This window comes from Acidipropionibacterium virtanenii, from assembly GCF_003325455.1.
GTDB classification, from domain to species: domain Bacteria; phylum Actinomycetota; class Actinomycetes; order Propionibacteriales; family Propionibacteriaceae; genus Acidipropionibacterium; species Acidipropionibacterium virtanenii.
Window position 1 is genome coordinate 2,136,242 of record NZ_CP025198.1, and the last position, 25,437, is coordinate 2,161,678.

The window sequence follows — 25,437 nt, forward strand, 5'->3', positions numbered from 1 at the left end:
CCTAACGTTGTTAAGCTGCCAAGAGTGAAGGGCATCACCCGGGAAGGGATCGTCGAGGCCGCGCTCGAGGTGCTCGACGACGGCGGCATCGACGCGGTGACGGTGCGAGCGGTCGCCACGCGCCTCGGCATCAAGGCACCGGCGCTGTACCACCACGTGCGCAGCAAACAGGATCTGCTGGACGAGATGGGCACCGTGATGCAGCGGCGCGTCAATGCCGCATTCCAGGCCTCGGGAGCCGATCTGCCATGGCCTCAGGCGCTTGCGGCCTACGCGAGAGCGCTGCGCGCCGAGTACCTGCGACACCGCGACGGCGCCCGGATCTTCAGTGGGACCCGGCTCACCGATCCCGAGGTGCTGCGCGCGCAGGAGCCCTGGCTCGAACGCGCAGTCGCCGGTGGAGCCGAACTGGATCGCCTGATCGACGCCGCCGAGGCGATCACCGCATTCGTGGTGGGCTTCGTGATCGAGGAGCAGGAGCGCCGTCAGTCCGGCGGCACCCTGCGCTACTCCGTCGAGGGGCGGGATGCCGCACTCGGCCCTGACGTTCCCCTGGTCATCGCGTCAGGACACGGACGATCCGATCATGACGCGCGCTTCGCACGCCAGCTCGACCTGCTGCTGATCGGCATCACCTCGTAGGAGAACCCCTGACGGGGACGCCGGACCGCGGGATGCGACCGCGACTCAGGCCTTCGGAACGGCCGCCTCGGCGATCGACCGGATGCCCTCGACACCTACGCGGCGTTCGTTCGTGAACGGCCCGCGATCAGGTACGCCGGCACGGCCACGAGGATCACGACGACATGCATGGCCATAAGGCCGAGGACCCCGGACCAGTTGGCGCCGGGGATGAAGCCCAGGGTTCCCAGCGCGACGTCGGGGATGAACGACAGCACGCCGACCACGGGCACCAGCCAGCGGAGGAGGCGTTCGGGGCGCCGGGAGCGGTGCTGGATGATCCGCCAGCCGGCCCAACCTGCCAGGATGCCGACGAGCGTGAAGGCGCCGAAGACAGGCAGCGTGAGCGGCGAGAAGCCGGGCGTCGCTCCCCCGGCCGTCGCCAGTCGTGCAACCACGGCGTTGACGGCTGCCGCGACGATCACGGCCGCCGTCAGCACGAGACTCGTACGACCCGCCGAGACCCTGGGGACATTGCGATCGAGTGCGTCGGTCTGAGTTGTCATGATGACCACCTCCCGAGATTCGGAACTGATGAGTTCCATATTAAAACGAGACCGGTCAGTTTCGAAACGCGCTAGGGTGATGCTGTGAGCGAACAGGAGCCGACGCCGGGGCGCCCTCAGGATCCCGCCATCGACGAGGCGATCCTGAGAGCGGCCCAGGATCTCCTCATCGAGCGCGGCGTCTCCAGGATGACGGTGGACGCCGTCGCCCGGGCGGCCGGCTCGGGCAAGGCGGCGGTGTACCGGCGCTGGGGCAGCAAGAACGCCCTCGTCGTAGCCGCGGTGCGCGCCCTCTACGACCCCCCCGAGACGCCGGACACCGGCTCTCTGCGCAGCGACCTCATCGCCTGCGCCCGGCACTACGCCAATGACGACCACCGGGCGCTCCTGATCCTGGGCAGCGTGCTCAGCCAGCTGGGCACCGACGCCGAACTGGCGAAGGCCGCCTATGAGGCGGTCGGCTCACCGCCCGCCCGGATGCTCGAAGCTGTACTCAGACGCTGGACGACGGCAGGCGTCATCCCCCACCGGGCGCCAACCGACCTGGTGGCCGCAGTGCTGCCATCGATCGCATTCACCAATGTGGTACTGCGCCGCGAGACCTTCGACATGGCGACGGCCGAAGAGCTGGTGGATCAGGTCATGCTGCCCGCACTGCTGAGCCACTAACAGCAATTCGTGCCCCCACATCACCAGCGGTATGCGCTGTCCTCTGCTCGGCAGGATCCATCCGTGTGGACGCCGTATGATCCTTGTGAACACGTTTCCGCAGGGCTCTTCCCTGTCCGGACGCAGGCAGGAGATTCCGATGAATGACGAGATCGAGCTGATCAACGACGGTGACGGACTGGCTGTGATCGGCAAGCTGTCCGCCGTCGATCAGTTCCTCGACGCCGAGGGCCTGTCGTCAAGGGACCTCGGTCTCCACCGCCTCGGAACCACGCTCCAGGCGACATCCGGCGCCATGAAGGTGGGTTCCGAACTTGCAGCCAACTCCGGGCGCTGGGTGAAACTCACGAGGGAGTCCGCCGAAGCCATCAGGAAGTACGGACTGATGAAGGGTTCCACATCCGGTGTCAGCCGGGCCGTCGTCTACGCGAAGGGCCAGCCCCAAGGGATCAAGAGCATCGTGGAGTTCAGTTCCAGGGCGGGAACCGGCATCGGAAGTGTCCTGGCCGGACCGGCCGACCTGGCTCTGGCGGCGAGCGTGATGAACCAGGTCGCGATGCAGCAGACGATGGATGAGATCACCGACTACCTGGTCGCCATCGACCAGAAGGTCGACGACATCCTCCGTGCCCAGAAGGACTCCGTACTCGCAGGCATGATCGGGGTCGGTGACGTCATCGAGGAGGCCATGACGATCCGCGCCGAGGTGGGAAGCGTCGGCGATGTCACCTGGTCGAAGGTCCAGGGCACCACCCTGGCTGTCGCGAAGACCCAGGCCTACGCCCTTCTCCAGCTCGAGGCGCAGGCCGAGAAGTTGGAGAAGGAGCAGGGCATCAGCGATCTCAGAGAGATGGCTCCGGAGGTCGAGGAGGCGACCAAGGAGTGGCTCGCGGTGCTTGCCCGGTGCGTCCAGCTTCAGGACGCCGTGGCGGTGCTGGAGCTTGACAGGGTCCTTGAAGACTCACCAGAAGATCTTGAGCAGCACAGGATCGGTCTGAAGACCACTCGCCGCAATCGCCTGGAACAGATCACCCGGGACACCGGGCGCCTTCTCGACAGGATCGATGCCGCCGCGACAGCGGGCCGATCGACCTGGAATGTCCTCCAGCACCCCAAGGACTCCGGATTCGTGGTGACGGCGAGCAATCGCATTGCTGACAATATCCTCAGCTTCTGCCATCCGCTCGGCATCGAACAGGATCGAAGCTCGATGGACAGCAAAGGGTGGATGCAGGCCGTCGCCGAGGTGAAAGACAAGGCGGTCGAAACTGGGGCCAATGGCGTGGATCAGGCCAAGAGTGTCGGACGGAGGCTCTCCAGCGGAGTCCGCGCGTTCCGTGAGGCCGTCAAGGACGAGTCCGACTAATCGCAACACCACGACCTGGATCAGTGCCGGATCGCCTCACTCGCACGACTCGCCGATAGCCGATCACCGGTTGCGCGGCCACGCTCAAGCCGCATATTCAGCGGTCACGACACCTGCTCGCAAGTATCGTTCTCGGGCCTTGCCTGACGCCCCGATCAGGGTCACTCGTCATGCGATCAACGCTAGCCGAGCAGCGCACCGGTTCATGGGGCGAACGTCAACCGAGAGCTGGCGAAGATTCCGGGCCGGGGATCCGAGGGCCCCCGGCCCGGGCCAGCTACTTGGACTTGAGCGTCCCCTTCATCTGGGTGATCTTGATCGTGTAATCGGCCTGCTTGTAGGAGACGTCCATCAGGATGACCTTTCCCGCCTCGGTCGACTTCGTCGCGAGCTGGGCCTTGCCCGGAATCTCCTCGAGGTTGAAGTCCACAGTGGGGGTCCATCCATCCTTGACCAGTGTCTTGAGGAGGTAGTCGACCAGATCCTTCGTCACGGTCTGGCTCTCATAGCTGTACTGCTTGTAGGACGACCCGTTGTTCTTACCGCTCGAGACCCCGCTCACCGTACGTGTGCCGACCACAGAGTTCACCGAGGCGACGCTGTCATTCCCGATTTCATACGCTTCCAGCTTCTCCGCGTTTCCGCAACCCGTCATGAGGAGAGCCCCACATGTCAGGATGATCGCAAGAACGGTGGATACCGTCCTGCGTGACTCTCGTGATTTCACGACTCTATTCCTTTCATCGTGACCGTACCACTGCTGATAATCGTCAGAACAATCCGTGGTCAGCCGAACAGCCCGGCCTTCTTCCATCCGCAGGCGCTCAGGTAGTCGCGGACCGGGCGCTTGACCGCTGAGGTGTCGAAGGCGAACCCCATCGCGCCGACCTCACCCGTCTGTCGATTCTTTCCGACGCCGAATTCGAATGACTTCTCCGTGGTCTTTCCTCGGAAGCCGCTCGTCGACTTGCCGAAGCTCACCTTTCCGCCTTCGAATCGGACATTCGCACTCGCGCTCTTCTTCTTGTCCGATTCCTTCCACGTTCCCCTGTCGGTCAAGGTGGCCGTGAACGTGTACTGCCGGACCTCGTCGTTCACCTGCTGGGGCGAGAAGAATCTCGCGTCCATCCACTTCCATCGGGCCACGATCGAGTCTCCATCGACCATGACCTCCCACGGCTGATCGGGGCGGTTCAACGCGGCGGGCGCCCCAGCCAGCACCGCCTGTTTGTCTCCACGCATGCCTCAACGCCTCCTGTGATCAACAACGACACCGTCCTGAAATCATCTCAGCGCCCGGGCGCACCCGGTGTCGGCCGGACAGACGTCATCCGACCATGTTCAGTGCGGATATGACCATTCCCATCCCCGGGACTCACCGCGTCATCACGCCCGCCGCCACTCCCGTGGTGAAGGATGGGACCATGCCCTCATCGCATGCCGCCGGTACGGCCGAGCAGACCCCCTGGACCGGTCCGGGGTCATCCGGCTCGCCCGATGCCGCCGACCAGGACGCCCTGCTCGTGAGGGCGATCAAGCAGTCCCCCCTGCTTATCAACATATTCTCCCATGACGGCACTCTCGTATACGCCAATGATGCCGTCTGCTCCCAGTATGGAATCACGAGGGACCAGATCGATGATGAGGCCATCGGCAAATATAACGTGCTCGAGGATGAGTCCATCCTGTTGATCGAGCCTGCCAGGGATCTTCAACGTGCCTTCCAGGGCGAGACGGTTCACTGCACCGATGTCAAGATCCCGCCGGAGGTCCTCGCGACCCGCTATCGCGAACTCGACGATGACATGGAGGCCATCTACCAGGACATCATGAATTTTCCTCTCACCGACAGTGAGGGACAGGTGATCTACGTGGTAGGAGTCCAAGTCGTCAAGAAGGTCTATCGCGGACGGCTCGAGATCGAGCGCGCGAAGAGATATATCGAGGAGCACTGGAGAGATGATTTCAGTCTGCTTCGGACAGCTCAGGTTTCCGGTCTCAGCAGGACTCATTTCTCGCGTCTCTTCAAGAAGAACGCCGGCATGACTCCGCATCGATACTACGTCGATATCAAGATCAAGCGGATCAAAGCCTTCCTAGCCGATCCGAATCTCTCCGTGTCCCAGGCGTTTTCCGCCTGCGGAGTGCAATATCACGGTCATTCTGCGAGGGTCTTCAAGGAGCGGACCGGCCTCTCCCCGTCCCAGTACCGCAAGTCGTTGGGGCAGGCCTGACCGGGCGTCCGGGAGCCGCGATGCCCGAAGCCCGATGTCACGGCCCCTCCGATAGAGTGCCGAGGTGAGTTCGCTCCTCTCGACCATCGCCCACGGCCTTCTGAACGCCCTGACCAGCAACTCCTCCCCGAGGCGTCGGGCCCAGAAGACCCCAGCGGCGACCGCACGTCAGACCGGTGCCGTCCAGGAACCGACGGCGGGGCGCCAGGCCGGGCGCGAGACGCTGCGCGTCGATCCGGACCGGATCAACGATCTGAGAGTGAGTTACGCTCCCCAGCCTGACGGGAACCCCGACGCCGGTGAGGTGATCTGGACGTGGGTGCCCTACGAGGAGGGTGACGGGCGCGGCAAGGACCGGCCCGTGCTGGTGATCGGGCGACTGTCGCCCGATCGTGTCTACGCCGTGCGGATGACGAGCAAGGCTCATGCCGGCGACCGGGACTTCCTTCCGATCGGCTCAGGTGCCTGGGACCCCCAGGCCCGGGACTCCTGGGTGGACGTCGAGCAGCTCTACAGTGTCCACACCAAGGGCATGCGCCGGGAGGCGGCCGTCCTGGATCGCGGTCGCTACGACCGCGTCGCGCGGGCCCTCATCGACCGTTACGGCTGGGCGCGCGGCTGATCCGGACGTCGTCGGATCGTCGGGAGACGACGACCCATCACCACCCCCACCGGTCGCGGTAGGACCGGATGATCTGCGCCCTGGTCGGCGGTGGAGGCGGCTGGTAGCCTCAGTGGCACTGGGAATCGACAAGCGGGAGTGATCACCATGCTGATCTTCGAGCGTCTGGCCGCGTCCATCACGCGCTGACCTCGTAGTTCGCCCTGCCCAGGGCTCCGGTGTCAGTGCGTCCACTGACAGCCCAGGAGCAATCATGTCCATCACCCAGAAGCCGGCCGTGACGCTGGCGGATCTCTCCTTCACCTGGCCCGACGGCGCACCCGCGATCAGTCATCTGTCGGCCACCTTCACCGTCGGGCGCACCGGCCTGATCGGGGACAACGGCACGGGCAAGACCACCCTGCTGCGCCTCATCGCCGGCGACCTGGCCCCGACAGCCGGGACCGTGAGCGTCACCGGGCGCGTCGGATACCTGCCCCAGCACCTGACCCTGCGCACCGGTGCGACGGTCGCCGAACTGCTCGGCGTCGACCAGCACCTGACGGCACTGCGCGCCATCGAATCGGGAGACGCCGATCCCGCGCACTTCGAAGCACTGGCCGATGACTGGGACGTCGAGGCACGCAGTCTCGCCGAACTCCACCGGATCGGTCTTCCCGGCATCGGCCTGGACCGCCCGGTCGCCACCCTGTCGGGAGGCGAGACCGTCCTGGCCGCCCTGACCGGTCTGCGCCTGTCGAGGGACGACGTCGTGCTCCTCGACGAACCCACCAACAATCTCGACCGCGACTCCCGACACCTCCTGTACGAGGCTCTCGGATCGTGGACAGGCTCCGTCGTCGTGGTCAGCCACGACGTCGCCCTGCTCAACCTCATGGACGCCACCGCGGAGCTGCGCGACGGTTCACTGACCGTCTTCGGTGGACCCTACGACGCCTATCAGGACCATCTGGCCACCGAGCAGGCCGCCGCGGAACAGGCCCTGCGCTCGGCCGAGCAGCAGCTGCGGACCGAGCAGCGCCAGCGTATCGAGGCCCAGACGAAGCTTGCGCGACGCCGGCGCTACGCCCGCACCGACTTCGAGAACAAGCGCAAGCCGAAGATCATCATGAACAACCGCAAGCAGGAGGCCCAGGTCTCGGCCGGCAAGCTCCGCGGGCAGCTCGACGCCTCCGTCGACGCCGCGAAACAGGCGGTGGACGAGCAGGGGCGGCGGATCCGCCGCGATGCCACGATCTCTATCTCCCTGCCCGATCCTGACGTGCCCGCCGCCCGCCGCCTCGCCGAACTGAGCGACGACCAAGGCCACCGGATCTTCGTCCAGGGGCCCGAACGCGTCGCACTGACCGGTCGCAACGGGATCGGCAAGACGCGGCTCCTGGAGACCCTCATCCACTGCGCCGGCGCCCCGGGGACGGGAGGCCGGGCGGAGGCCTTCACCGACCGGATCGGGTATCTCCCCCAGCGTCTCGATCTCGACGACGACGCCACGATCCTCCAGATGCTCCGCGGCGCGACACCCTCGGCCACCGAGGGCGAGCTGCGGGCCGGGCTCGCGCACTTCCTGTTCCGCGGCGACGTCGTCGACCGTCGCGTCGGGGACCTGTCCGGTGGGGAGCGCTTCCGCGTCGCCCTGGCCGAACTGCTGCTGACCGACCCGCCCAACCAGCTGCTCATCCTGGACGAGCCGACCAACAATCTGGACCTGCACAGCGTCGATGAACTCGTCGACGCCCTGTCCGCCTACCACGGCGGCCTGATCGTCGTCAGCCACGACGACGCCTTCCTGAGCCGTCTGGGGATCGGCACCTGGATCGCCATGGACGACGACGGCCTGCACCAGGACGCCCCCGTCAGGTAGCCGACGCCGAGTGCTCCCCTCGCACCGAGGAACCGTCTGCGGAGTCTCGATCATCGCGGGCGCGGGCTGGACGCATGCCGCGCAGCGCCTCAAGGTGCTCGACGACCACCCGGCGCATGACATCGGGGCCGAGGAGGTCGGGATGCAGCACGGATCGAAGGGTCAGTCCGTCGAGCAGCGCGGACAGGCGTGCAGCCTCGAGCGCGAGGTCGAGGCCGAGGTCACCCCGTGCTCGGATCGACTCGAGAATCGTCCCGATCAGATGTGCCGTCCGCGCGGCCGCCCGGGTCGACGTCTCCGCCAGCCGCGGGTCGGTGCGGGCGGCGACCTCGAACTCGACCCACACCACGGCCTCGTCGCGCCGGGCCCCATCCATCGGGAGGAACTCGCACAGCAGGTCGGCCGTCGCCCCCAGTCTGGCCTCCGGTCCCAGTCCCCCGCCGTCCAGATCGGCACGAAGCGCCCGGGCACGGGACAGGACGCGGTCCCGGAACCGCTCGGAGATGGTGTCGAATGCGAAGACCATCATCTCCTCGTGGGTGCCGAGGAAGTGGCGCACCGAGCCGATCGCCAGACCGGCCCGCTCCGCGACACCCGCCAGGGTGATCTTCGAGACGCCCCCTTCGCGCAGCACCGCGAACAGCGCGTCGGCGATCTCTGCGCGGCGCTGCTGGGGATCCACAATTTTCGGCATGCTGCTTTTATAGCATGTTCGTGCTAAACTATTTTGGCATGGACATGCTACTTAGATTCTGGCCCCTACTCGTCATCGCCCTCCTGACCGTCGTCGTGGTGCGTCGCGTCCGAGGCGAACCACTCGATCTCAAGGACGCCGCGGTCACACCGTTGGTGCTCCTCGCGATCGGGACGAACATGATCATCGGCATCGGGCCGACCTCGATCGACCTGGCATGGCTGGCGGGACTCTCCGCGGTCAGCCTGGCGTTCGGAGCGGCACGCTCGGCCACCATCGTCATCGAGCGGCGCGCCGACCAGTTCGTGCAGCGCTACCGATGGACGACCTTCGCCCTGCTCGTCGCCTCGCTGGTGGTGGGCGCGGCACTCGGCCCGGTGGCCCAGCACTTCGGCATGCACGAGGCCGCCAGGCCACTGACCTTCACCATCGGCATCGGGCTGGCCGGAGAGGGCGCCGTCACACTCGTCCGAGCGGCCAGGCGCGGCATCGAGATGCCGTGGAAGGATCTCGGCCAGCAGCTCCAACAGCGTCTCGCCGACCGCGGCTGAACCGGGCTCGTCCGCCTCATCGGGCGGAGCACCTGATGCTCGCCGACGACCCCTTCAATTCTGCCTCCCCCAGCGACCCGGAGCGCCATAGAGTACAAGTGATCAATGCCCCTGCGTCACCGAAGGACAAGGAGCCGAGCTCATGGAACTCATGGTCGACTACATCGCCTCGCTCGACGGCTACGGCGCCGCCGAGGGCTGGCCCGGCTGGTGGGGCCTGGAAGGTCCTGAATACCTCGGCTGGCTCGGTGAGGATTCCGCCGCGCACCGCACCCTCCTGATGGGCGCGAACACCTATCGCCTCTTCCACGGCTTCGCGGCGTCGCAGACCGAAGGTGTCGACGAACTCGGAGCGGTGCAGAAGATCGTCTTCTCGAGCACCCTCGACGAGCCGCTGGAGTGGGAGAACAGCCGGCTCATCCGCGGCGACGCGGTCGAAGCGGTCCGGGAGCTGAGGGAGACCAGCGATCATCCGTTGTCGACCATCGGCAGCCTCTCGCTGGCCCGTTCTCTGTTGTCCGCGGGCCTCGTCGACCGCTTCCGGGTCGTCGTCTTCCCGGTGATCACCGGGAAGACGGGACAGGATCGGATCTATGACGGCTACCCCGATATCGCCCTCGATCTGATCGAGACGCGCACGTTCGACGGCGGCACGCTGCTCCTCGACTACCGGCCGCATGTCCTCGACGCCCCGCTCCCCCCGGGGCCTGGCAGCGCATAACCGTCCTCACGACCAAGGAGGCTCATCATGACCGCCACCTACACCTGGGACGTCTTCTGCAACCTCGACGGCTACGGATCCTATGGGCCGCCCGGTGACTGGGGCGGTTACTGGGGCAAGCAGACGCCCGAGTTCCTGGAACACCGGCTCGCCCAGTACAGCGCGGACCTGCGCCTGGTGCTCGGCACACACATACCGCGCCTTCGCGCACATGAAGGCGGCGAGCGACGACGATTCTGAGGGGAGCACCATCGTTGTAAACTCCCTATTGACATCGCAGGACGGAACGGTGGGCGACATGGCAACAAGGAATGCATCGGAGCCCGTGACTCGTGCGTGGTCTGATGTGCTCGGTCATCGGGAGCCGGACCAGGTGCCTGAGATCGCGAGCCGCTTGGCAAGCGCAGGAGTCACCCCCGAGATGGCAGCCATGGCACTGGCCGACTCGGGTGAGATGCTTGCGCGCAGGATGGAGTCGGGCGGTCCGGGCTGGGAACAGGACTTCGGGGGCATGCTCGGGGTCGCTCTGCTCGCCGGGGAGGTGTCAGCACAGGCCGCCTTCCGGGTGTCGCAGGCCTCGAAGGTGCGCAGTGCTGCGGTCAATGCCCTGCTGGAGGATTTCAGCGCGGTGTTCGTGGCGTCCCAGCTCGGGATCTCACGGCAGAAGGTCTACGAGATCGGCCGGACGGCGTCCACAACCCGCAGGGGACGGCGGTGAACCACGATGTCGGAGAATCTCGATGCGAAACGGGGACGCGAGACCGCTGATCGGCTACTTCATCCGCTCGACATTCCTCGCGAGATCGCTCCGGCCCGCGTCTACTACCTCACCGCCATGGCGATGCGGATGCTGGCCTCACCAGCCGTGCTGACGGCGGCGGTCCTTCTTCTGCTGACGATCAGCAACAACGTCTGGACGCCGATCATCGGCCCCGTGGTGGCACTTTCACTGGTCTGCTACACGGAACAGCGGTTCCGAGCAGACGCATGGGCCTACATCGCCCGACGCGAGCAGGACCTCACCAGACCCGATCCCGCACCATGGACACGACTGGCCCTCCTTGCCCAGGCCCTGCTCCTGGGCGCAGCGATCTGGGTATTCGTCGCCCATTCCGGCGGCGACCCGCTGTCGGCCGCCCGGGTGCTCGCCACCGGTGTGCTCGGCGGGTTGATCCTGGTGGAGGTCGCCGGGCTCGTAGAGATGGGATACCGGCCGGGGCGCCGTGGCATGCCCGGTTCGTCGATGGCGTCTCGCGCGATCCAGACGGTTGCCATCATCGTGATCGCAGGCCTCGGGGCTGCCCGGCTGGCGCCGTGGCAGAGCGAGGACACGTGGGTGGTCGGAGCCGGGGCCCTGATACCGGTTCTGGCGGTCGTCGCCTGGTGGATGCTCCGTAGGATTCCCGAGCACGTACGCTGCCTGCCGGAATCGCTCCTCCTGCCATAGGGGCAGTGACCCTCGCCCAATTGTCACCCCGGGGTTGACACCGTGTCCGGATGTCGCCTACCCTCATGTCAAGCGACTGTCACCCCCGGGGTGACTCTCTAGTGAGGGGGCACCATGCAACCCGCCGAACCTGCCATCGACGTCAAAGCACTGCGCAAGCAGTTCGGTGCTGTGCGAGCGGTCGAGGATGTGACATTCCACGTTTCCCAGGGCGAGGTATTCGGTGTCCTCGGCCCCAACGGGGCAGGCAAGACCACCACGGTCGAGTGTCTGGTCGGTGCGATCAGCCGAGACGCAGGGAAGGTCTCGGTCCTCGGCGTCGATCCCTGCGCTGACCGCAAGGTCATTCGACAGAGCGTGGGCTACCAGCTCCAGTCGGCCGTGCTGCCACCGCTGCTGACCGTGGCAGAGGTCATCGCGATGTTCGCCGCACTCTATGCGAACCCGGCCGACGCGTCCGGACTCATGAATCTGATCGGCCTTGACGATCTTGCCCGCAGAAAGGTCCGCGCCCTGTCAGGCGGCCAGCGTCAGCGCCTGTCGATCGCCGTGGCACTGGTCGGTAATCCGCGCATCGCGGTCCTCGACGAGCTGACCACCGGCCTGGACCCGCAGGCCCGTCGTGACACGTGGGGGCTCATCGCCGACATCCGGGGCCGTGGAGTAACGATCGTGCTGGTGACCCATGCACTCGACGAAGTAGACCAGCTCTGCGATCGCCTCGTCGTCATCGACCAGGGGCGGACTCGCTTCACGGGCACCCCCTCCGAGTTGCGTGATCGCGTCGCGAGCGAGACCGGTCACGCACTGTCGTTGGAGGACGCCTATCTGCGGCTGCTCGACGACTACTCGACCGCGTTTGACGAGGAGAGGGTCTGACATGCGTGCCCTACGTGCCCTCGTCAAGGCGGAATGGCTTCAACTCATCCGCAACCCCACGGCATTGTTCATGGCTCTGATCCTGCCGTCCGGCCTGCTCCTCATGCAGGCCTACCTCATTCCCGGCACGCGCCAGCCGATCGCCCTGACCGGGATGACGGCGATGGACTACTTCGTCGTCGTCGCGCTGGTCGTGGCCACCACGAGCGTGACCATCACCAACTATCCCGCATCGGTCGCCGGGCATCGCGAGCTGGGCGTGCTCCGTCGCCTGGACGCGACTCCCGCCGGGGCCGTACGGCTTCTACTTGCGCAATGGCTGATCACTCTGGCCTCCCTTCTCGGCGCAACGCTGATAACGCTCATCGTCGCGGCCCTCACGTTCGGGATGGCGCCACCGAGCGACGTTCTGATGGTCGCACTCGTCCTCGTCCTCGGAGCGATCGCCATGACGGCGATCGGGTCCGTGATCGCCGCCACCGCGGCTACGTCTCAGATCGCCTACGGCTCCGGCGTCCTGGTCTTCATGCTGTGTCTCTTCCTGGCCGGAATCTGGACGCCGGGCCCCCTCATGTCCGAATCGTTGAGGACCATTGCGGCCTTCACCCCGCCGGGTGCCATGGCCCAATCCCTCCAGGCCGCCTGGTACGGCGGGCACGCGTCCATCACGCCGCTGCTGATCCTGATGGTCTGGACCGTGCTGTCGGGCGGACTGTCCGCCCGCATATTCAGGTGGAGATGACGGGATGTTGCCTTCACAGACCAGACTCCGAACTTCTCCGATCATCATCGCGACCCTGGGCCACCGATTGTCCGCATCACCCACTCGATGAAGGATCCCTGATGACCACACCATCCGCCATCACGATCACACCAGTCCACGTCGCGGACCTGCTCGCCGAAGGCGAGAAGATGCCCGTCTACGTCCACCTCATCGATCATCCCGACGCCCGTGTCCTCGTCGACACCGGCATGACGCAACTCCACCCCGCGGTGGCGGACCTCGACCCTCGTATTCATCCCCTCGACAAGCAGGACATCGATCTGGCCAGCATCGACATCGTCATCAACACCCACCTGCACTTCGACCACTGCGGCGGAAACCACCTGTTTCCGAGCACACCGATCTACGTCCAACGCCAAGAACTCCACGATGCCCGGAGTCAGAACGACTACACCGTCAAGGACTGGGTCGACCCGCCGGACGTCCCGCTGCGGTACATGCCACTCGACGGCGAATACGAACTGCTGCCGGGGATACGACTCATCCCGGCGCCGGGCCACACCCGCGGCTCCCAGATCGTCCTCATCGATGATGCCGACGGGCCGACCATCATCGCCGGGGACACCGCCGTCTGGTCCGGCGAACTCGACGTCCCTCGGACCGAGGGCCAACGGCTCATACGGGCGCTGAATCCCGCTCGCGTCTGGCTGTCTCACGAGAGCGGGCCGTGGAGCGAAGAGACCGGAGCGAACCTGACCTGACTTCGCGCTGTGAGCCACGGCGCCGGACGTCATGGGTGTCCTCACTCAATCGTTCACTGTGGCGTGATGGCCGACGTGGGGCTGATTTCGACGGTGGCGGCCCGGGGCCCTGCGCCTGACACCGACCTTGCCTTCCACCCCACCGTTGAGCGGGCGCCCAGCAGGTTCAGGATCGCAGGATCTTCTCCATCGCCTTGCCCCGGGCCAGCTCGTCGACCAGTTTGTCGAGATACCGGACCTTCTGCATCAACGGATCCTCGATCTCCTCGACCCGCACACCGCAGACGACGCCCTTGATGAGTGAAGTGTTCGGATTCAGCCGGGCGCCAGCGAAGAACTCCTCATAGGTGGTTCCGCTCGTCGCATGAAACTGGATCTGATGCTCGTCGAAGCCGGTAAGCCAGCTGATGACCTGATCGAGTTCCTCCCTGGTGCGGCCCTTCCGCTCAACCTTGTTCACCAGGAGTGGGTACACGCTGGAGAACTTCATCGCGGAAACGCGCTTGAGCGTCTTCTCGTCGGTCTTCACCCGCAGGACTCTACCCGGGACCCGGGCTGCCGGACGTCACGATGGCGCCGTCTGCGCATACGACATCGTGATGTCACGCACCGCTCCGGCATCTCGGCTGATCGAGGCCTCGCCCGAACGCATCTACGCTGCCTTCGTCGATCCGTCGGAGGTAGTAGTTCGTGCTACTTTTCGAAAATGTCACTTCTGGTGGGCCTGAGTGAGCGCTGCGGGAACAAGCGACAGGTGGTCAAGAGGCTGGTCACGGCATGGAATCGCGGTGTTCGCGAGATCCACAGTCCAGTCGACCCGGTATCCTCCACCGAAGACGAGGTAGTAACCGAGCCAAGGATACGGTCTCGAACACCGCTGACAGACAACGAAGTGGACGCCATGCGAACAGCCCGCGCCAACGGGATGAGCGTCTCAACGATCGCACGGCAGTTCGGCGTCCACCGCGGCACGGTATGGGAGAAGATCAAAGGAACGTAAATATCGTGGCCTCTTGACTTTCCTGATCAATGGTCAACTATCTCTCAAGCGACCACGCTCGTTTTCGACACTTAACGCACTACTTGTAGCTGAGCTGGAGGCGCGGGCTACTACCAATCACAGTTACAGAAGATCTCGCACGGCTTAACGCCACATACAATTGACGGGGATCGGTAAAGTTCTGGACATTCGCGATGATCACGTGGTCAAACTCCAACCCTTTCACCAGCAGAGTCCGCGAAGCTATACGCAGGCGGTCACTCCTCCCGGCCCGACGTAGGCGGTCGCGGACGACTGCGAGAGCTTCTTGCACAGATGTACGGTCTTCGATGCTCCTGGCAACTGCGCGAAACATGTCGTCCCACGCCTCCTGCCGATAGAGTGCCAGCCCCGGCGTAGCGCGAATCTCCCTAGCGGATGTCAGCAGCTGCGCGTAGACGGGCAGTTTCACAAGATTGTCTAGCGCCGCAAGCACTGGCTCTATACCCGCGCGTTTGAGGTCCGAAACTGTCCGACCACTTTCAAGACGTCGCTGAACAGTTCTGTCAAGCCCACTAAGCCCGACAAAACAATTCTTTGCTGCTTGAACGAGCCACGTCGCAAGCGACGTATCGTTTTCAGCAGGGAGCGTATTGAGTTGGTCGATCATGAAACGGCCGCCCACATCTTCCATGACCGAGTAAGAGCCCCGAAGATACATGGCATGCTTGGCAACATCGTGTGGCCACTTGTCGAGTAGAACTACCGACCCCCCAGCCCTCGACAGTTCATACGCTGCGGAACTGACGATTCTCGCGGGATTCTTGGGGTCACATCCTCTCCAGGAAAGACCAGGGATCGAGTAGCGCGTGAAATCAAATGTTCCCCCGTCGACCAATTCGGGACGAATATCAAGCAGCCATTGCCCATAGAGGAGGTTGTGATCTCTCCAGCGATGCGGAGCAAATATCACACCCTTCGGTGGGTAATTTGGAACGACATCGGTATCCCAGTCCACTATTGGCCGGTCCCGTTCGAATCCGAAAATCGCTTGTAACCGGTCTCCCAAAATGACCGTTCGGCATATTGCCTTGGAGATCTCCAGTATAAAGTTATGTTGATCAATTGTGCAGTCTTGGTACTCATCGACGAATAGGCATTCAAAGCTTGCCGCATGGACACCGTGAACCACCGAGCTGGCCGCAACCATGGCAGCAGCTTCGACATAAGTACGAGAGTCATTCCAGTTCGGAACTTCCGGGACCATGATCTCCGCGATCCCGGGGTATGCCCGTGAGAGTGTGAAGGCCCAGCTTGTGATCGTCTCGACTCGCACCATACTCGGTGGGACACCGAAGCGTCTTAGGCGCTTGCGGATAGCATCCACGCCAGCGTTGGTGTGGGTGAGAACGAGCGACCTGCCACCCTGAGTTGCCACGGTGTCCACGCACGCAGACAAGAGCTCGGTCTTCCCGGTGCCAGCGGGCATCTCCAGCGAGCACGGCGCTTCAGCAACTACTTCAGCAGCGAGGTTGGTCAGCTCATCTCTGCTCATCAACGGTTCCTGCCCACACGGCCTCTGTGGCTAAAGACTCCCCGTAGGCGAATGTACGGATCTGGTCGAGTCTGGAGACTATCGCTTTGAGGCTCGGGGAACCGCACCGTGCTAACAGCCACCCGCCAAGTGCACGACCACTGTCAACACTCTTGAACCATCCGCGCTTACCGTGAGACGCCGCAGTCGCGACGATGTTGCGTGCTTCAGCCATATCGATATCGTTGGTGCGAAGCCAATCCTGCACGTTCAGACTTGACACCTCAGCTTGACAAACGGCCCTGAGGTCATCAATTACAGTGCTCTCTGCGCCGCGGCATTCAATACCCAATGAGATAAAGTCCTGAAGTTCGTCGGCGTCAAGCCGGGAGCAGACCTGGGCCTCGATACAAAGGCCATGCTCCCAGCGAACGACTGTTGCGCCTGCTTGCTCAGCTTTGATCACGTGCGGGTCTGCTGTGCGAACGTCGTTGTCAATCAGAGCTAAAACGGAGCAACCGAGCGGGGCCATCGCCTCAGCCCGGTTCACTGCCTTTTCGCCACCATTGCCATCCTGAATTGCGAGGCCTTCCCCAGCCGCTGTGGTGAGCCCTACCGAACTTCGCTGCCGGTCCCAAGCCTCGAAGCAAGAGATCAAGACACCATGCTCCGTCTTTCCTTCTCCGATAATTACCTTACGAGCCAACAATGACGAAGGAGCGGCTCGCCGCAGTGCATTCATTACGTCGCCCGCACCCCTAAGTGACGTGATATTGACCTCGCCGCTAGCAGACTGGACAACCGACAGACTCTCGATTGGCGCCTGTTCAACGACAACCGGAGAGTGTGTGGTCACAAACACCTGAGAGTATGGGTCGCTGTCTAGGTAGCTAAGCAAGCGGACAGCCCGATGAGGTTCGAGTCCGTTCTCAAGCTCATCGATGACTGCAATAGCCCGATCGCCAGCTGCCATCTGCTGGACGGCAAGACTCACGAGACGGCGACTTCCAAGACCGTAAGCCATCAGCGGTACTGTGTCCTCGTATAGTGCAAGGTTGGCACCCATGCCGGAGCGTGAGGAATCCAGACCAGCATGGATCGCGTTGAAGCTGCTGCCACCAACTTCATTGGCATGGTTCTGAATGGCTTTGGCCAAGTCGTTCATGGCCGAGCTCTTGTGTCCATTCAGTGCGGCACGAGCAGCTCGCTCGGCTTCTGCTAGGGCTTCGCGTTCAGTACCATCTTTGGCTGACATTCGCCCAAGAGCAGATGTGCGACTCCATCGAAGCTGGGCGTCGGTTCTGTCGTCGACTCGGAAGGTAGAGAAGGCGCGCCGTTGGCTCGATGTAATACTGCGCGTCTCACCGTCGCCTCGCACGACCTCCCACTGAGGCTCAAGCGACTCATCGACGGTAAGACGAACAACTAAGCACGGCTCGAGACCGTCCTCAGGCTCCTGTCTGAGACCTCCACCATCATCCAATCCTCTTTGCCAGAAGCCGAACGTGTTGTCTTTGAGTAACGATGTAGGGACGTCCGTCAAGATGGCCTTGATTTGAATAGACGCCGATAGGTCGACGTGATAGAAATCGACATCTGAAAAGGAGACGCTCCACCGGTCGCCGAGCAAAAGATGAATAGCTTCAAGGATCGTTGATTTACCGCTGTCACCAGGACCAATCAACGTGATCAGACGTTGATCTGGGGGCAAAGTCCAGTCAAGTCGCTTGATACCGCGGAAATTCTCGATTTTGAGCCTACGGATTCTCATGGCATTCTCCTTCCCACCCTTTGCAATAATCGATTCGAATACTCCCGGTTGTCCGGCCCATTTCGCTACAGCGCGTTGTTGACGGGTTGGGCGAGGGCTTTGAGGTCGTCCCAGGAGTCGGCTCGGGCGGTGTCTTGTTCGTAGGCGACGAGGTAACCCCATTTCTCGCCAGCGTAGGCGTCTTCGGCGACCAGGCGGCGCACGAGGGATTCGGCGGCCTGGCGTTTGGCTTGGACGCGAGCGTCATCACGGCCGCGTTCGTCTTTGCCTTCGATGATCCAGTGCACGCCGTCGGTGTCGAGGGCGACGAAGTCGGGTAAGTAGCGGTCCTTCGCGGTGTAGTACACGTACGCCCCATCCTGTGGGTGCAGGCGGTGCCACCACACGATGTGCGGCGACGTGTTCAACAACCGGGCCAGCTGGTATTCGCCGGTGTAGGAGTCGAAGGACTCTTCGGCGAACAGGGATTTGAACCAGCCGCCATAGACTCGGCCCCGCACGAACTCAGCGCGGGATTCGATCTGGTCGTGCACCCTGTCTCCCAGGGCCAGGGTGTAGCCGTCGCCGGGCATGGGTTTCGGGTGGATGCTGGGGACCTGGCGGATCGCCCGCAGGGTCTCGACAGCGTAGGTGTGGACGAGCTGCTGGAGCTGGGTTCGCGCGGACACCAAGGACTTGACGGTCCACCCAGTAAAGGTCACGTTCTGCATAAACCGCGGCACAAGGAAACTCTCGACGTACCGGGCTGTCCCGGCCTGCTTGGGCACGAGCGGCATGTTGATGACCAGCTTGACCAGTGCATCCTTGGCGTGGGCATCGTTGATGTGGACCGAGTCGACCTCCGCGCTCTCCCGGTCCTCGGCACGCAGCTTTTTGCCCAGCGCAGCGATAACCTCCTTGCGCAACAGGACGTCACCGGTCGAGGTGACCTTGCGGGCTGCCTGCTCCACCTCGGTGTCCCCGATCTCCGACAGGTCGATCGGCGGCTGCTGCACCGTCATCGAGGTCACCGGGAACAGATACGACACGTCCGCGAACCGCTTGTTGCGCTCGATGAAGACCGGCTCCCAGGCCTGGTCCTCGGTCGTGTCCGTTTCGTCAATCGCGCGCACACCAACTCCGGGCCCGCCGCTGGTGGTCCCCTCCACCGGCGTCGCGACCGGAACAACACCCGAACCCGAACCTTCCGGTGTGGACGTCTGGCCGACGCCCAGCCCCGCCGTGTCACCGCCAGTGGTCGCAGACGCGGTGCCTGTCCGCTCGGAGTGCTCTGCTGCCCGACGGATCGCATCCTCAACCGTCGCCTTGTCCGGCTGGTTGACCGCGTCCTCCAGGCCGAACTGGGCCAGCACGTTCTCCGCCGCGAGCAGCTCGGTGAAGGACTGGTGGGCGATGATGTCGAGCTGGTCGATCTGCCCCACACCCGTGTACCTCCCGAACGGAAGGCGCAGGCCCCGGCCCATTGTCTGCTGGGTCAGCACCTCGGAGGCCATCGCCCGCAGCGTGACCACCACGGCGATGTTCTTGACGTCCCAGCCCTCCTTCAACTTGTTCACGCTCACCACCGCCAGCACGGGCGAGTGAGGCTGGTCGAGTTCCTCAAGGCGGCGCTGCGTGAGATCGTCCTCGTGCTTGGAATCGACTTGCAAGACGGCTTTATCGTTGCCGAAGTACTCCGGCGTCCGCAGCAAGTCGGCGACCTGGGTGGCGTGGTCGACGTCGGAGCACACCACGAACATCACGGCGTTGACGTGACGACGGCGCTCCGCCTCGGCGTAGGTGTCGTAGTAGGTCTGCTTGAGGGCCCGCAGCTGCACCGCATCGCGCAATTGCTGCTCCTCAGAGTTCTGGTCGGTCCCGTATCCGCCTTTGCGGAATGCCAGCACCGGGGCCTTGACATACCTGTCTCGGATCGCCAGGTACAGCGGGTACTCAAAGATCACATGATCCGTGTTCTTGTCCACCGATGCCGTCAGCCCCACTGCGGCGGCGGGCTCAAGCTCCCGCAGAGCCGCGTTGAACGCCACCGCGCTGGAGCCGTACAGGTGTGACTCGTCGGCGATCACGACCAGATCGTCCAGGCCTTTGAGGTAGTCGAACAGGACCCCAGCGTTCTCGTCGAACCGGCGCGGCTTGCGGCGCATCGCGTCCTGCGTGGCGCCGTGCGTGTCGCCCTCCTCCGACTTCGGGGCGATGAGCTGCTGGATGTTGAAGATGAACGCCAAGACCGGCACCTCGCGGCCGAACGCCAGGCGGGCGGGCCCGTTCTGGCGGACGACCCACTGCGAGTAGTCCTGCGGGGTCACCACTTCGGGCGGCACCGGCGAACCCGCAATGTAGCGACTAGAGCCGTGCGTGAAGTTCTGCACGGTCTTGTGCTGGACTGTTTTGCCCGGGGTCACGATCATCACGTTGCCCACGCCCTGACGGCGCAGGTACTCCACGAACGCCGCCATCAAATAGGTCTTGCCCACACCCGTGGCCAGGTTCAGCACCTGCATCACGGCCGGGTCATAGTCCCCGTCCAGGGTGAACACGAGCTTGCGCAGCGCTTCCTTGTTCGGGGCCCGCAGGTCGAACTCGGAACTGATCGCCTCCAGCATGTCCGAGTCGAAACTGATGTTCAGTCTCCGGGTCATCGCGTTTCACCGTCCTCTGTGTAGTGGAACACGTCATCAGGCAGGGCAACCACCCGCGACCCCCTGCACGACCTGCGCAAGTGCTCACGGACCCCATCCATGACGCTCGTCGCGGCCAGCACGATCGTCTCTCCGGGCGTCACGTGGCTGACCAGCGAGTCGACAATCTCGATGGTCGCCACCCCGTCGATGACCTTCAACAGGGAGTTGCCGCGCTGGGCGTCGAAAATGTAGTCATCATCAGGATGCAGGAGCCGGAATCCTAGGTTCGCGGCCACTGACTCCACGAGCGTCTCGCCGGTCGCCTCCGCAGTCAGCATCACCCGGTCCAGATCCGGGTCGTAGTCGAAACAGGCAGGCGACAAGTGGGCGACCTGGAAGCCGCCGCCCCCACGCCAGTTCACCACGTCCTTTGTGCGCCGCGTCTTCGCCGCAGCCTTCAACGTCTTCACGTCAGCGCTCTTCTTGAGGGCCGGATCGTCGGCGATCAACTTGTTCAGCACGCTCGTGAATATGGCTGCGTCCTCCGCCGAGACGCCCTCGGGCAGATCCACATCGTCCGCCGGGATGCGTTCGCCCTTCGTCCGTGTGATCCCGCCGGGGTCCTCATCATTGACCACCTTCTCCAGCCGCGGCCTGGTGAACGTCGTGAACGTCGATTCCAGCAGCTCACACGTCACCCACCTGCGCCCCATCTTCTGCGCCACAGCAGCCGTCGTCCCCGAACCCGCAAAGACGTCCAACACGATGTCACCCGGATTCGAGCCGATGTGAATGATCCGCTCCAGAAGCCGTTCAGGCTTTGGTGTGGAAAATGCATCCGAGTCTGGAAATAGTCGTTTTATCTCCGCTTTGCTGTTTCGATTGCTACCAACATCTGAGAAGCTCCATATTGTGCGGGGAGTTGTGCCCCCTTCAGGCAAATAGCCTTTGACTTGGATTCGCTTCCCACGGTTGATAAAGAAAACTGACGGCCATGGGGACTCGAGCGCCCGCTCAGCATGCCTCCTCGCTACATGAATATCGTCAGAGAGAACAAGCGCTGACACGTCTGGACGAACATCTTCCGCTGAGACTCCGCAAACGAATGCTCGTTCTTGGGCGTCGTCAAGAATCCTTCGTTCATATCTGGCCCATCCATTGAGGCCGTCCAGCATCGCATCTTGGCCAAGTCTCCAACAGCCGCCTTTGGGCGGATATAGCAACTCTCCCGTGAACGGGGACTGGATGGCGTACACCATGCCCTGATGCGTCGCAGCTCCAGGGGCGTGCCCCGGCTTCGCGATCCAAGGCACCCTGTCTCCATCTGGGTTCTTGTAGATACTGTCTTGCGCCGCTGTTCGCAGTAACCGGTTCACTCCCCATTCAGGGCGTTTGGAGTATACGCAAAGGTAGTCTTGGTCCACCGAAAATTGCTTTGCGTCATTGCGACTCGTATCAGCTTTTCCCCAAATTACTTCCGTCACAAAACAGTCAGCACCAAATGTTTCATCAAGCAGGAGCCTCATCCGATGGACTTCTACTTGGTCTAGGTGCACCCAGATTGAACCATCCGCGGCGAGCAGCCTCTTCATGTTCAGGAGCCGGTCGCGCATCATCGTGAGCCAGATCGAGTGCTCCAGGTTGTCCTCGTAGGAAGCGAAGGTCTGAGCGGTGTTGAAGGGCGGGTCGATGTAGATCAGCTTCACCTTGCCCACGTACTTCTCGGCCAACTCGGGAACGCGGGTCAGGGCCTCCAGGACGTCCCCGGATTCGCCGAGGATCATGAGGTTGTCGTCCTGCGGTGCCAGGTCGGCTCTCTCCGAGTATGCGAACTCGTCGCTCTTCGGGGTCTGGACGCCGTGGACGTAGTCGTCCATGACCAGCGCGTGGGTCTCGCAGTAGCGGGGATCAGACGGGTCGACCCACGTGTATCCGTACTTGCCGGTCTCGGTGGGGATGAGCGCCTTGTCTTTATTGAACCACGTGAGCTGGAGCCGCTGCTGCGCCATCTACTTGGTCCCTCCTTCAGCCGATCGGACCGGCCCTTCTGGGACCCGTTGAACTACACCTCATCGTATCGGGGACCACCGACACGCTCCCCCCGAGACGCGCCCCGCATCCAGCGCCGATACCGCCCACTCGCGAGTCACCACGCCTCTTGCAGATCGAGGACCATACTACCCTGTATGGAACTCGAGACGGTGGATCGGAGGCACTGGTGACGTCGCAGCGACGCAAGCCCGGTAGGCCCGCGCACGGCTCGCGCGAGAGGCTCGTGGCCGCCACGTGCGAGCTATTTGCGGAGCGGGGGTTCACAGCGACCAGTCCCACCATGGTGCTCGATCGCTCCGGCGTGGGCCATGGAAGCCTCTACCACCACTTCGACGGCAAGGAAGCCTTGGCACTGGCGGCGATCGAGCAGATGCGCGCCGACGTGATGGACAAGCTCGGGCTTGAGACGAGCGAGGACCGAGGTGGCGAATCCGACGCCGCGGACAACGAGTTGATGGACCGCGACGCGGTCTTCGACCACTACTTCACTCAGACCGAGGGTCGCGCGCTGCTGCACCTGCTCACCGATCCCGGCGTCAGCGACAGTGATGCGCTCTCGCGTCAGGTTCGGGCGTGGTGCGACGAACTGCGATCAGCTATTCATGTGGCCGTCACCGGAGAGAACGCTGAGGGCTCGGCCGACGACTCAAAACTGACCAGAGTCCACGAGGTTGCCGACCCGCACTTGGCTGCCGCGTTGGGGCGCGGATTGCTCGCACTGCCGCGCACGGTGGACCTGTTGCATCCGGACGATCCCAGGTAGTCTGACCGTACCGACAATTCCATACCGATAGGTACGTTCCTGGATCTGCCAGAGGCGTGCCACATCCTGACGGGGTCTTCACGCACTTCGTTCGTCGCGGCGCCGACGGATTTTGCGGCACCGATTTTGCGGCGTGGGAGACCGTGCGCACCTACCTGGCATGAACCGTGATGCGTCGAATCTGCGCTTGAGGGTCTGGCGGCGAGACAGCCCGGACCGGCACCGGCTGGTCAAGCTGGTGCTGAACATCGCCCAGGCGCGGCACCGGGCCTGGCTGGCCGGGGAGCCGGACCCCTACGGGCTCCCGATTCCCTACGGCATCGAGCGGCCGGTCTCGTGCGTTATCGACGGTTCCGCAAAGTTTGCGGCACCGTCACCGACACCGGAGGACCATCCTGAGTCCACAACCTGACGGCGAGAGGAGCACCCGCCATGGAACCCACATCCGACGAAGCATCGGCCACGCAGGAACCGCAGCTACTGGCGGTGTCCTACCTACGGGTGTCCACACGTGAGCAGGCCGAGCGCGGCGGCACCGAGGAAGGCTTCTCCATCCCCGCCCAACGCGAAGCCAACGCAAGGAAGGCCGCCGACCTCGGTGCCCGGATCGTCCGCGAGTTCGTGGATGCGGGCGAGTCCGCACGCTCCGCCGACCGGCCAGCACTCCAGGAGATGCTCGCGTTCATCGCCGCAACGCGGGTCCAGGTGTGCCTGGTGCACAAGGTCGACCGGCTGGCCCGCAACCGCCTCGACGACGTCCACATCCAACAAGCACTCATGGAAGCAGGCGTCACCCTTGTCTCCGCGACCGAGTCCATCGACGAGACCCCCTCAGGGATGCTGGTCCACGGCATCATGTCGTCCATCGCAGAGTTCTACAGCCGCAACCTCGCCACCGAAGTCACCAAGGGCATGACGCAGAAGGTCGCCCAGGGCGGCACCCCCATGCGAGCCCCCATCGGTTACCTCAACGTCCGCCGCACCGACGAGCAAGGCCGGGAAGTCAGGACAGTCGAGATCGACCCGGAGCGTGCCCCGCTGATCCGGTGGGCATTCGAGACCTACGCGCGCGGTGAAACCTCCGTCGTCCAGTTGCTGCTGGACATCACCGCCCGCGGCCTGGTCACCGTGCCGTCGCCGAAGCGCCCCTCCAAACCACTCGGGCGGAACACGCTGTACAAGCTGCTGTCCAACCCGTACTACGCCGGGATCATCCGCTACAAGGGCGCCCTTCACCCCGGAGCCCACGAGCCCCTCATCGAACCGGCCCTGTTCGACCAAGTCCAATCGCTTTTGAAGGCCCGCAACGCCCATGCGACGCGGCACGTGCAGCACGCCCACCACCTCAAAGGCCTGCTCTTCTGCGGGAACTGTGGGTCACGGATGCTGTTGGACTATGCGACGAACCCGCGCGGCACGACCTACGCCTACTTCGTCTGCTCCGGGCGTGCCGCCAAGAAGACCGCCTGCACGCGGCGTGCCGTGCCCGTCCAGGTGGCCGAACGCCTCGTCGAAGACTCCTACGCCAGCATCACCATCAGCGAAGCCGACTACCAACATCTCGCCGCCGACATCGACACCGCCTTCGACCAGCGCTCCGCCGCGCGGGACCAAGAACTCGCCGACCTCACCGCGAACCGTGGGCGTCTCGAATCAGAAAGCGACAAGCTGCTGGCCGCGCACTTCGCCGACGCCATTGACCTAACCACCTTGAAACGTCATCAGGATCGCATCCGTGCCGGGCTCGCCGACATCGACCAGCGCCTCGCCGCCCACACAGAGCAGTACACGGGAGGCCGCGCGTTCCTGCACGACTCCCTCAGCCTGCTCACCGACGCCCACCACATGTACGCCCACTCCGATGACGCCAACCGGCGACTCGCATGCCAGGCCTTATACGAGCGTCTCGAGATCACCGACGACGAACACCTCCGCCCGCACCTGGCCGAACCGTTCGCCACCCTCATCGGCAACGACACCAGCACCGGCGCATCAGAAGAC

26 protein-coding genes and 1 pseudogene are annotated in these 25,437 nt (G+C 63.8%); 18 read left to right on the plus strand and 9 right to left on the minus strand.

Translation table 11 applies throughout. The features are described 5' to 3' along the window. Positions 1 to 24 precede the first annotated feature (24 nt). Entirely contained in the window at positions 25 to 642 is a 618-nt protein-coding gene (locus JS278_RS09860; RefSeq protein ID WP_220149957.1) for a TetR/AcrR family transcriptional regulator C-terminal domain-containing protein, read from the plus strand. A gap of 95 nt (positions 643 to 737) precedes the next feature. Here the strand turns inward: JS278_RS09860 and JS278_RS09865 are convergent, their stop codons facing one another. Then, entirely contained in the window at positions 738 to 1,187 is a 450-nt protein-coding gene (locus tag JS278_RS09865; RefSeq protein ID WP_114046252.1) for a DUF6069 family protein, read from the minus strand. Positions 1,188 to 1,271: 84 nt separating this feature from the next. On the opposite strand from JS278_RS09865, the gene JS278_RS09870 reads away from it, so the two are divergent. Both JS278_RS09870 and JS278_RS09875 read left to right on the plus strand, forming a co-directional pair. After that, the gene (locus JS278_RS09870) at positions 1,272 to 1,856 is read left to right on the plus strand and encodes a TetR/AcrR family transcriptional regulator (RefSeq protein WP_114045019.1); all 585 of its coding nucleotides are present in this window, start codon (positions 1,272 to 1,274) and stop codon (positions 1,854 to 1,856) included. Between the two features lie 139 nt (positions 1,857 to 1,995). Then, positions 1,996 to 3,222, plus strand: coding sequence for a hypothetical protein (locus tag JS278_RS09875; RefSeq protein WP_114045020.1), 1,227 nt, complete (start codon positions 1,996 to 1,998; stop codon positions 3,220 to 3,222). 277 nt (positions 3,223 to 3,499) lie between these two features. Here JS278_RS09875 and JS278_RS09880 read toward each other — a convergent pair whose 3' ends face one another. Together JS278_RS09880 and JS278_RS09885 are read right to left on the minus strand one after the other, a co-directional pair. Then, on the minus strand, positions 3,500 to 3,811 hold the full coding sequence (locus JS278_RS09880; RefSeq protein ID WP_147243185.1) for a hypothetical protein: 312 nt from the start codon (positions 3,809 to 3,811) through the stop codon (positions 3,500 to 3,502). Positions 3,812 to 4,008: 197 nt separating this feature from the next. Continuing rightward, positions 4,009 to 4,464: a hypothetical protein gene (locus tag JS278_RS09885; protein ID WP_114045022.1), complete on the minus strand. Its 456-nt coding sequence runs from the start codon at positions 4,462 to 4,464 to the stop codon at positions 4,009 to 4,011. 110 nt (positions 4,465 to 4,574) lie between these two features. Between JS278_RS09885 and JS278_RS09890 the strand changes: the two genes are divergently transcribed. The 3 genes from JS278_RS09890 (at position 4,575) to JS278_RS09900 (ending at position 7,939) form a co-directional block, all read left to right on the plus strand. After that, positions 4,575 to 5,456: a helix-turn-helix domain-containing protein gene (locus JS278_RS09890; protein WP_181833697.1), complete on the plus strand. Its 882-nt coding sequence runs from the start codon at positions 4,575 to 4,577 to the stop codon at positions 5,454 to 5,456. 64 nt (positions 5,457 to 5,520) lie between these two features. After that, on the plus strand, positions 5,521 to 6,078 hold the full coding sequence (locus tag JS278_RS09895; RefSeq protein WP_114045024.1) for a type II toxin-antitoxin system PemK/MazF family toxin: 558 nt from the start codon (positions 5,521 to 5,523) through the stop codon (positions 6,076 to 6,078). A gap of 253 nt (positions 6,079 to 6,331) precedes the next feature. Beyond that, on the plus strand, positions 6,332 to 7,939 hold the full coding sequence (locus JS278_RS09900; RefSeq protein WP_114045025.1) for an ABC-F family ATP-binding cassette domain-containing protein: 1,608 nt from the start codon (positions 6,332 to 6,334) through the stop codon (positions 7,937 to 7,939). On the opposite strand, the gene JS278_RS09905 is transcribed toward JS278_RS09900, so the two are convergent. Then, positions 7,932 to 8,633 carry a TetR/AcrR family transcriptional regulator gene (locus tag JS278_RS09905; protein WP_114045026.1) on the minus strand — a complete coding sequence of 234 codons (702 nt, stop codon included), beginning with the start codon at positions 8,631 to 8,633 and terminating at the stop codon, positions 7,932 to 7,934. The two genes, JS278_RS09900 and JS278_RS09905, sit on opposite strands and share 8 nt — an antisense overlap. A gap of 38 nt (positions 8,634 to 8,671) precedes the next feature. Here JS278_RS09905 and JS278_RS09910 point away from each other — a divergent pair, with 38 nt between their 5' ends. The 8 genes from JS278_RS09910 to JS278_RS09940 all read left to right on the plus strand — a co-directional run bounded on the left by JS278_RS09910 (position 8,672) and on the right by JS278_RS09940 (position 13,716). Then, complete coding sequence (locus JS278_RS09910; RefSeq protein ID WP_114045027.1) at positions 8,672 to 9,184, plus strand: DUF1453 domain-containing protein; 513 nt, start codon at positions 8,672 to 8,674, stop codon at positions 9,182 to 9,184. Positions 9,185 to 9,326: 142 nt separating this feature from the next. Next, positions 9,327 to 9,905, plus strand: coding sequence for a dihydrofolate reductase family protein (locus tag JS278_RS09915; RefSeq protein ID WP_114045028.1), 579 nt, complete (start codon positions 9,327 to 9,329; stop codon positions 9,903 to 9,905). Positions 9,906 to 9,932: 27 nt separating this feature from the next. Continuing rightward, entirely contained in the window at positions 9,933 to 10,145 is a 213-nt protein-coding gene (locus tag JS278_RS09920) for a hypothetical protein (protein WP_220149958.1), read from the plus strand. Positions 10,146 to 10,326: 181 nt separating this feature from the next. Then, positions 10,327 to 10,623, plus strand: a complete 297-nt coding sequence (locus JS278_RS16030) for a hypothetical protein (RefSeq protein WP_181833921.1) — start codon at positions 10,327 to 10,329, stop codon at positions 10,621 to 10,623. A 6-nt stretch (positions 10,624 to 10,629) separates the two neighbouring features. Further along, the gene (locus tag JS278_RS09925) at positions 10,630 to 11,352 is read left to right on the plus strand and encodes a hypothetical protein (RefSeq protein WP_114045029.1); all 723 of its coding nucleotides are present in this window, start codon (positions 10,630 to 10,632) and stop codon (positions 11,350 to 11,352) included. 114 nt (positions 11,353 to 11,466) lie between these two features. Then, positions 11,467 to 12,231 (plus strand): ABC transporter ATP-binding protein, encoded by a 765-nt coding sequence (locus JS278_RS09930; RefSeq protein ID WP_114045030.1) that lies wholly within the window; start codon positions 11,467 to 11,469, stop codon positions 12,229 to 12,231. Between the two features lies 1 nt (position 12,232). Continuing rightward, on the plus strand, positions 12,233 to 12,973 hold the full coding sequence (locus JS278_RS09935; protein ID WP_114045031.1) for an ABC transporter permease: 741 nt from the start codon (positions 12,233 to 12,235) through the stop codon (positions 12,971 to 12,973). Positions 12,974 to 13,074: 101 nt separating this feature from the next. Next, on the plus strand, positions 13,075 to 13,716 hold the full coding sequence (locus tag JS278_RS09940; protein ID WP_114045032.1) for an N-acyl homoserine lactonase family protein: 642 nt from the start codon (positions 13,075 to 13,077) through the stop codon (positions 13,714 to 13,716). 166 nt (positions 13,717 to 13,882) lie between these two features. Here JS278_RS09940 and JS278_RS09945 read toward each other — a convergent pair whose 3' ends face one another. After that, complete coding sequence (locus JS278_RS09945; protein ID WP_245935079.1) at positions 13,883 to 14,245, minus strand: DUF2200 domain-containing protein; 363 nt, start codon at positions 14,243 to 14,245, stop codon at positions 13,883 to 13,885. Positions 14,246 to 14,422: 177 nt separating this feature from the next. Here JS278_RS09945 and JS278_RS15845 point away from each other — a divergent pair, with 177 nt between their 5' ends. Further along, positions 14,423 to 14,716: a hypothetical protein gene (locus JS278_RS15845; protein ID WP_147243186.1), complete on the plus strand. Its 294-nt coding sequence runs from the start codon at positions 14,423 to 14,425 to the stop codon at positions 14,714 to 14,716. Between the two features lie 79 nt (positions 14,717 to 14,795). Here JS278_RS15845 and JS278_RS09950 read toward each other — a convergent pair whose 3' ends face one another. From JS278_RS09950 to JS278_RS09965, 4 genes are all read right to left on the minus strand, one after another. Beyond that, positions 14,796 to 16,250 (minus strand): UvrD-helicase domain-containing protein, encoded by a 1,455-nt coding sequence (locus JS278_RS09950; RefSeq protein WP_114045033.1) that lies wholly within the window; start codon positions 16,248 to 16,250, stop codon positions 14,796 to 14,798. Then, the gene (locus tag JS278_RS09955) at positions 16,237 to 18,000 is read right to left on the minus strand and encodes an ATP-dependent nuclease (RefSeq protein ID WP_181833698.1); all 1,764 of its coding nucleotides are present in this window, start codon (positions 17,998 to 18,000) and stop codon (positions 16,237 to 16,239) included. Before JS278_RS09955 ends, JS278_RS09950 begins: the two co-directional genes overlap by 14 nt. 65 nt (positions 18,001 to 18,065) lie before the next feature. After that, complete coding sequence (locus JS278_RS09960) at positions 18,066 to 20,639, minus strand: DEAD/DEAH box helicase (protein WP_114045035.1); 2,574 nt, start codon at positions 20,637 to 20,639, stop codon at positions 18,066 to 18,068. Beyond that, on the minus strand, positions 20,636 to 22,630 hold the full coding sequence (locus JS278_RS09965; protein WP_114045036.1) for a site-specific DNA-methyltransferase: 1,995 nt from the start codon (positions 22,628 to 22,630) through the stop codon (positions 20,636 to 20,638). The genes JS278_RS09960 and JS278_RS09965 overlap by 4 nt, the downstream gene beginning before the upstream one ends. 323 nt (positions 22,631 to 22,953) lie before the next feature. Here JS278_RS09965 and JS278_RS09970 point away from each other — a divergent pair, with 323 nt between their 5' ends. From JS278_RS09970 to JS278_RS16790, 3 genes and pseudogenes are all read left to right on the plus strand, one after another. Further along, positions 22,954 to 23,436, plus strand: a complete 483-nt coding sequence (locus JS278_RS09970) for a TetR/AcrR family transcriptional regulator (protein ID WP_231860630.1) — start codon at positions 22,954 to 22,956, stop codon at positions 23,434 to 23,436. 160 nt (positions 23,437 to 23,596) lie between these two features. Then, positions 23,597 to 23,848 carry a hypothetical protein gene (locus JS278_RS09975; RefSeq protein ID WP_147243187.1) on the plus strand — a complete coding sequence of 84 codons (252 nt, stop codon included), beginning with the start codon at positions 23,597 to 23,599 and terminating at the stop codon, positions 23,846 to 23,848. 20 nt (positions 23,849 to 23,868) lie between these two features. Continuing rightward, positions 23,869 to 24,894 (plus strand): annotated as a pseudogene (locus JS278_RS16790) (recombinase family protein); the annotation flags it as partial. Between the last annotated feature and the right edge of the window lie 543 nt (positions 24,895 to 25,437).

Bases quoted from the DNA above. Each gene is read 5' to 3' on its own strand.
- JS278_RS09885 (WP_114045022.1), bottom strand. From the start codon at position 4,464: ATGCGTGGAGACAAACAGGCGGTGCTGGCTGGGGCGCCCGCCGCGTTG.
- JS278_RS09955 (WP_181833698.1), bottom strand. From the start codon at position 18,000: ATGAGAATCCGTAGGCTCAAAATCGAGAATTTCCGCGGTATCAAGCGA.
- JS278_RS09905 (WP_114045026.1), bottom strand. From the start codon at position 8,633: ATGCCGAAAATTGTGGATCCCCAGCAGCGCCGCGCAGAGATCGCCGAC.
- JS278_RS09900 (WP_114045025.1), top strand. From the start codon at position 6,332: ATGTCCATCACCCAGAAGCCGGCCGTGACGCTGGCGGATCTCTCCTTC.
- JS278_RS09865 (WP_114046252.1), bottom strand. From the start codon at position 1,187: ATGACAACTCAGACCGACGCACTCGATCGCAATGTCCCCAGGGTCTCG.
- JS278_RS09925 (WP_114045029.1), top strand. From the start codon at position 10,630: ATGTCGGAGAATCTCGATGCGAAACGGGGACGCGAGACCGCTGATCGG.
- JS278_RS09950 (WP_114045033.1), bottom strand. From the start codon at position 16,250: ATGAGCAGAGATGAGCTGACCAACCTCGCTGCTGAAGTAGTTGCTGAA.
- JS278_RS09960 (WP_114045035.1), bottom strand. From the start codon at position 20,639: ATGACCCGGAGACTGAACATCAGTTTCGACTCGGACATGCTGGAGGCG.
- JS278_RS09970 (WP_231860630.1), top strand. From the start codon at position 22,954: ATGGTGCTCGATCGCTCCGGCGTGGGCCATGGAAGCCTCTACCACCAC.
- JS278_RS09940 (WP_114045032.1), top strand. From the start codon at position 13,075: ATGACCACACCATCCGCCATCACGATCACACCAGTCCACGTCGCGGAC.
- JS278_RS09930 (WP_114045030.1), top strand. From the start codon at position 11,467: ATGCAACCCGCCGAACCTGCCATCGACGTCAAAGCACTGCGCAAGCAG.
- JS278_RS09935 (WP_114045031.1), top strand. From the start codon at position 12,233: ATGCGTGCCCTACGTGCCCTCGTCAAGGCGGAATGGCTTCAACTCATC.
- JS278_RS09920 (WP_220149958.1), top strand. From the start codon at position 9,933: ATGACCGCCACCTACACCTGGGACGTCTTCTGCAACCTCGACGGCTAC.
- JS278_RS09965 (WP_114045036.1), bottom strand. From the start codon at position 22,630: ATGGCGCAGCAGCGGCTCCAGCTCACGTGGTTCAATAAAGACAAGGCG.
- JS278_RS16030 (WP_181833921.1), top strand. From the start codon at position 10,327: ATGGCAGCCATGGCACTGGCCGACTCGGGTGAGATGCTTGCGCGCAGG.
- JS278_RS09915 (WP_114045028.1), top strand. From the start codon at position 9,327: ATGGAACTCATGGTCGACTACATCGCCTCGCTCGACGGCTACGGCGCC.
- JS278_RS09975 (WP_147243187.1), top strand. From the start codon at position 23,597: ATGAACCGTGATGCGTCGAATCTGCGCTTGAGGGTCTGGCGGCGAGAC.
- JS278_RS09890 (WP_181833697.1), top strand. From the start codon at position 4,575: ATGACCATTCCCATCCCCGGGACTCACCGCGTCATCACGCCCGCCGCC.
- JS278_RS15845 (WP_147243186.1), top strand. From the start codon at position 14,423: ATGTCACTTCTGGTGGGCCTGAGTGAGCGCTGCGGGAACAAGCGACAG.
- JS278_RS09875 (WP_114045020.1), top strand. From the start codon at position 1,996: ATGAATGACGAGATCGAGCTGATCAACGACGGTGACGGACTGGCTGTG.
- JS278_RS09910 (WP_114045027.1), top strand. From the start codon at position 8,672: ATGGACATGCTACTTAGATTCTGGCCCCTACTCGTCATCGCCCTCCTG.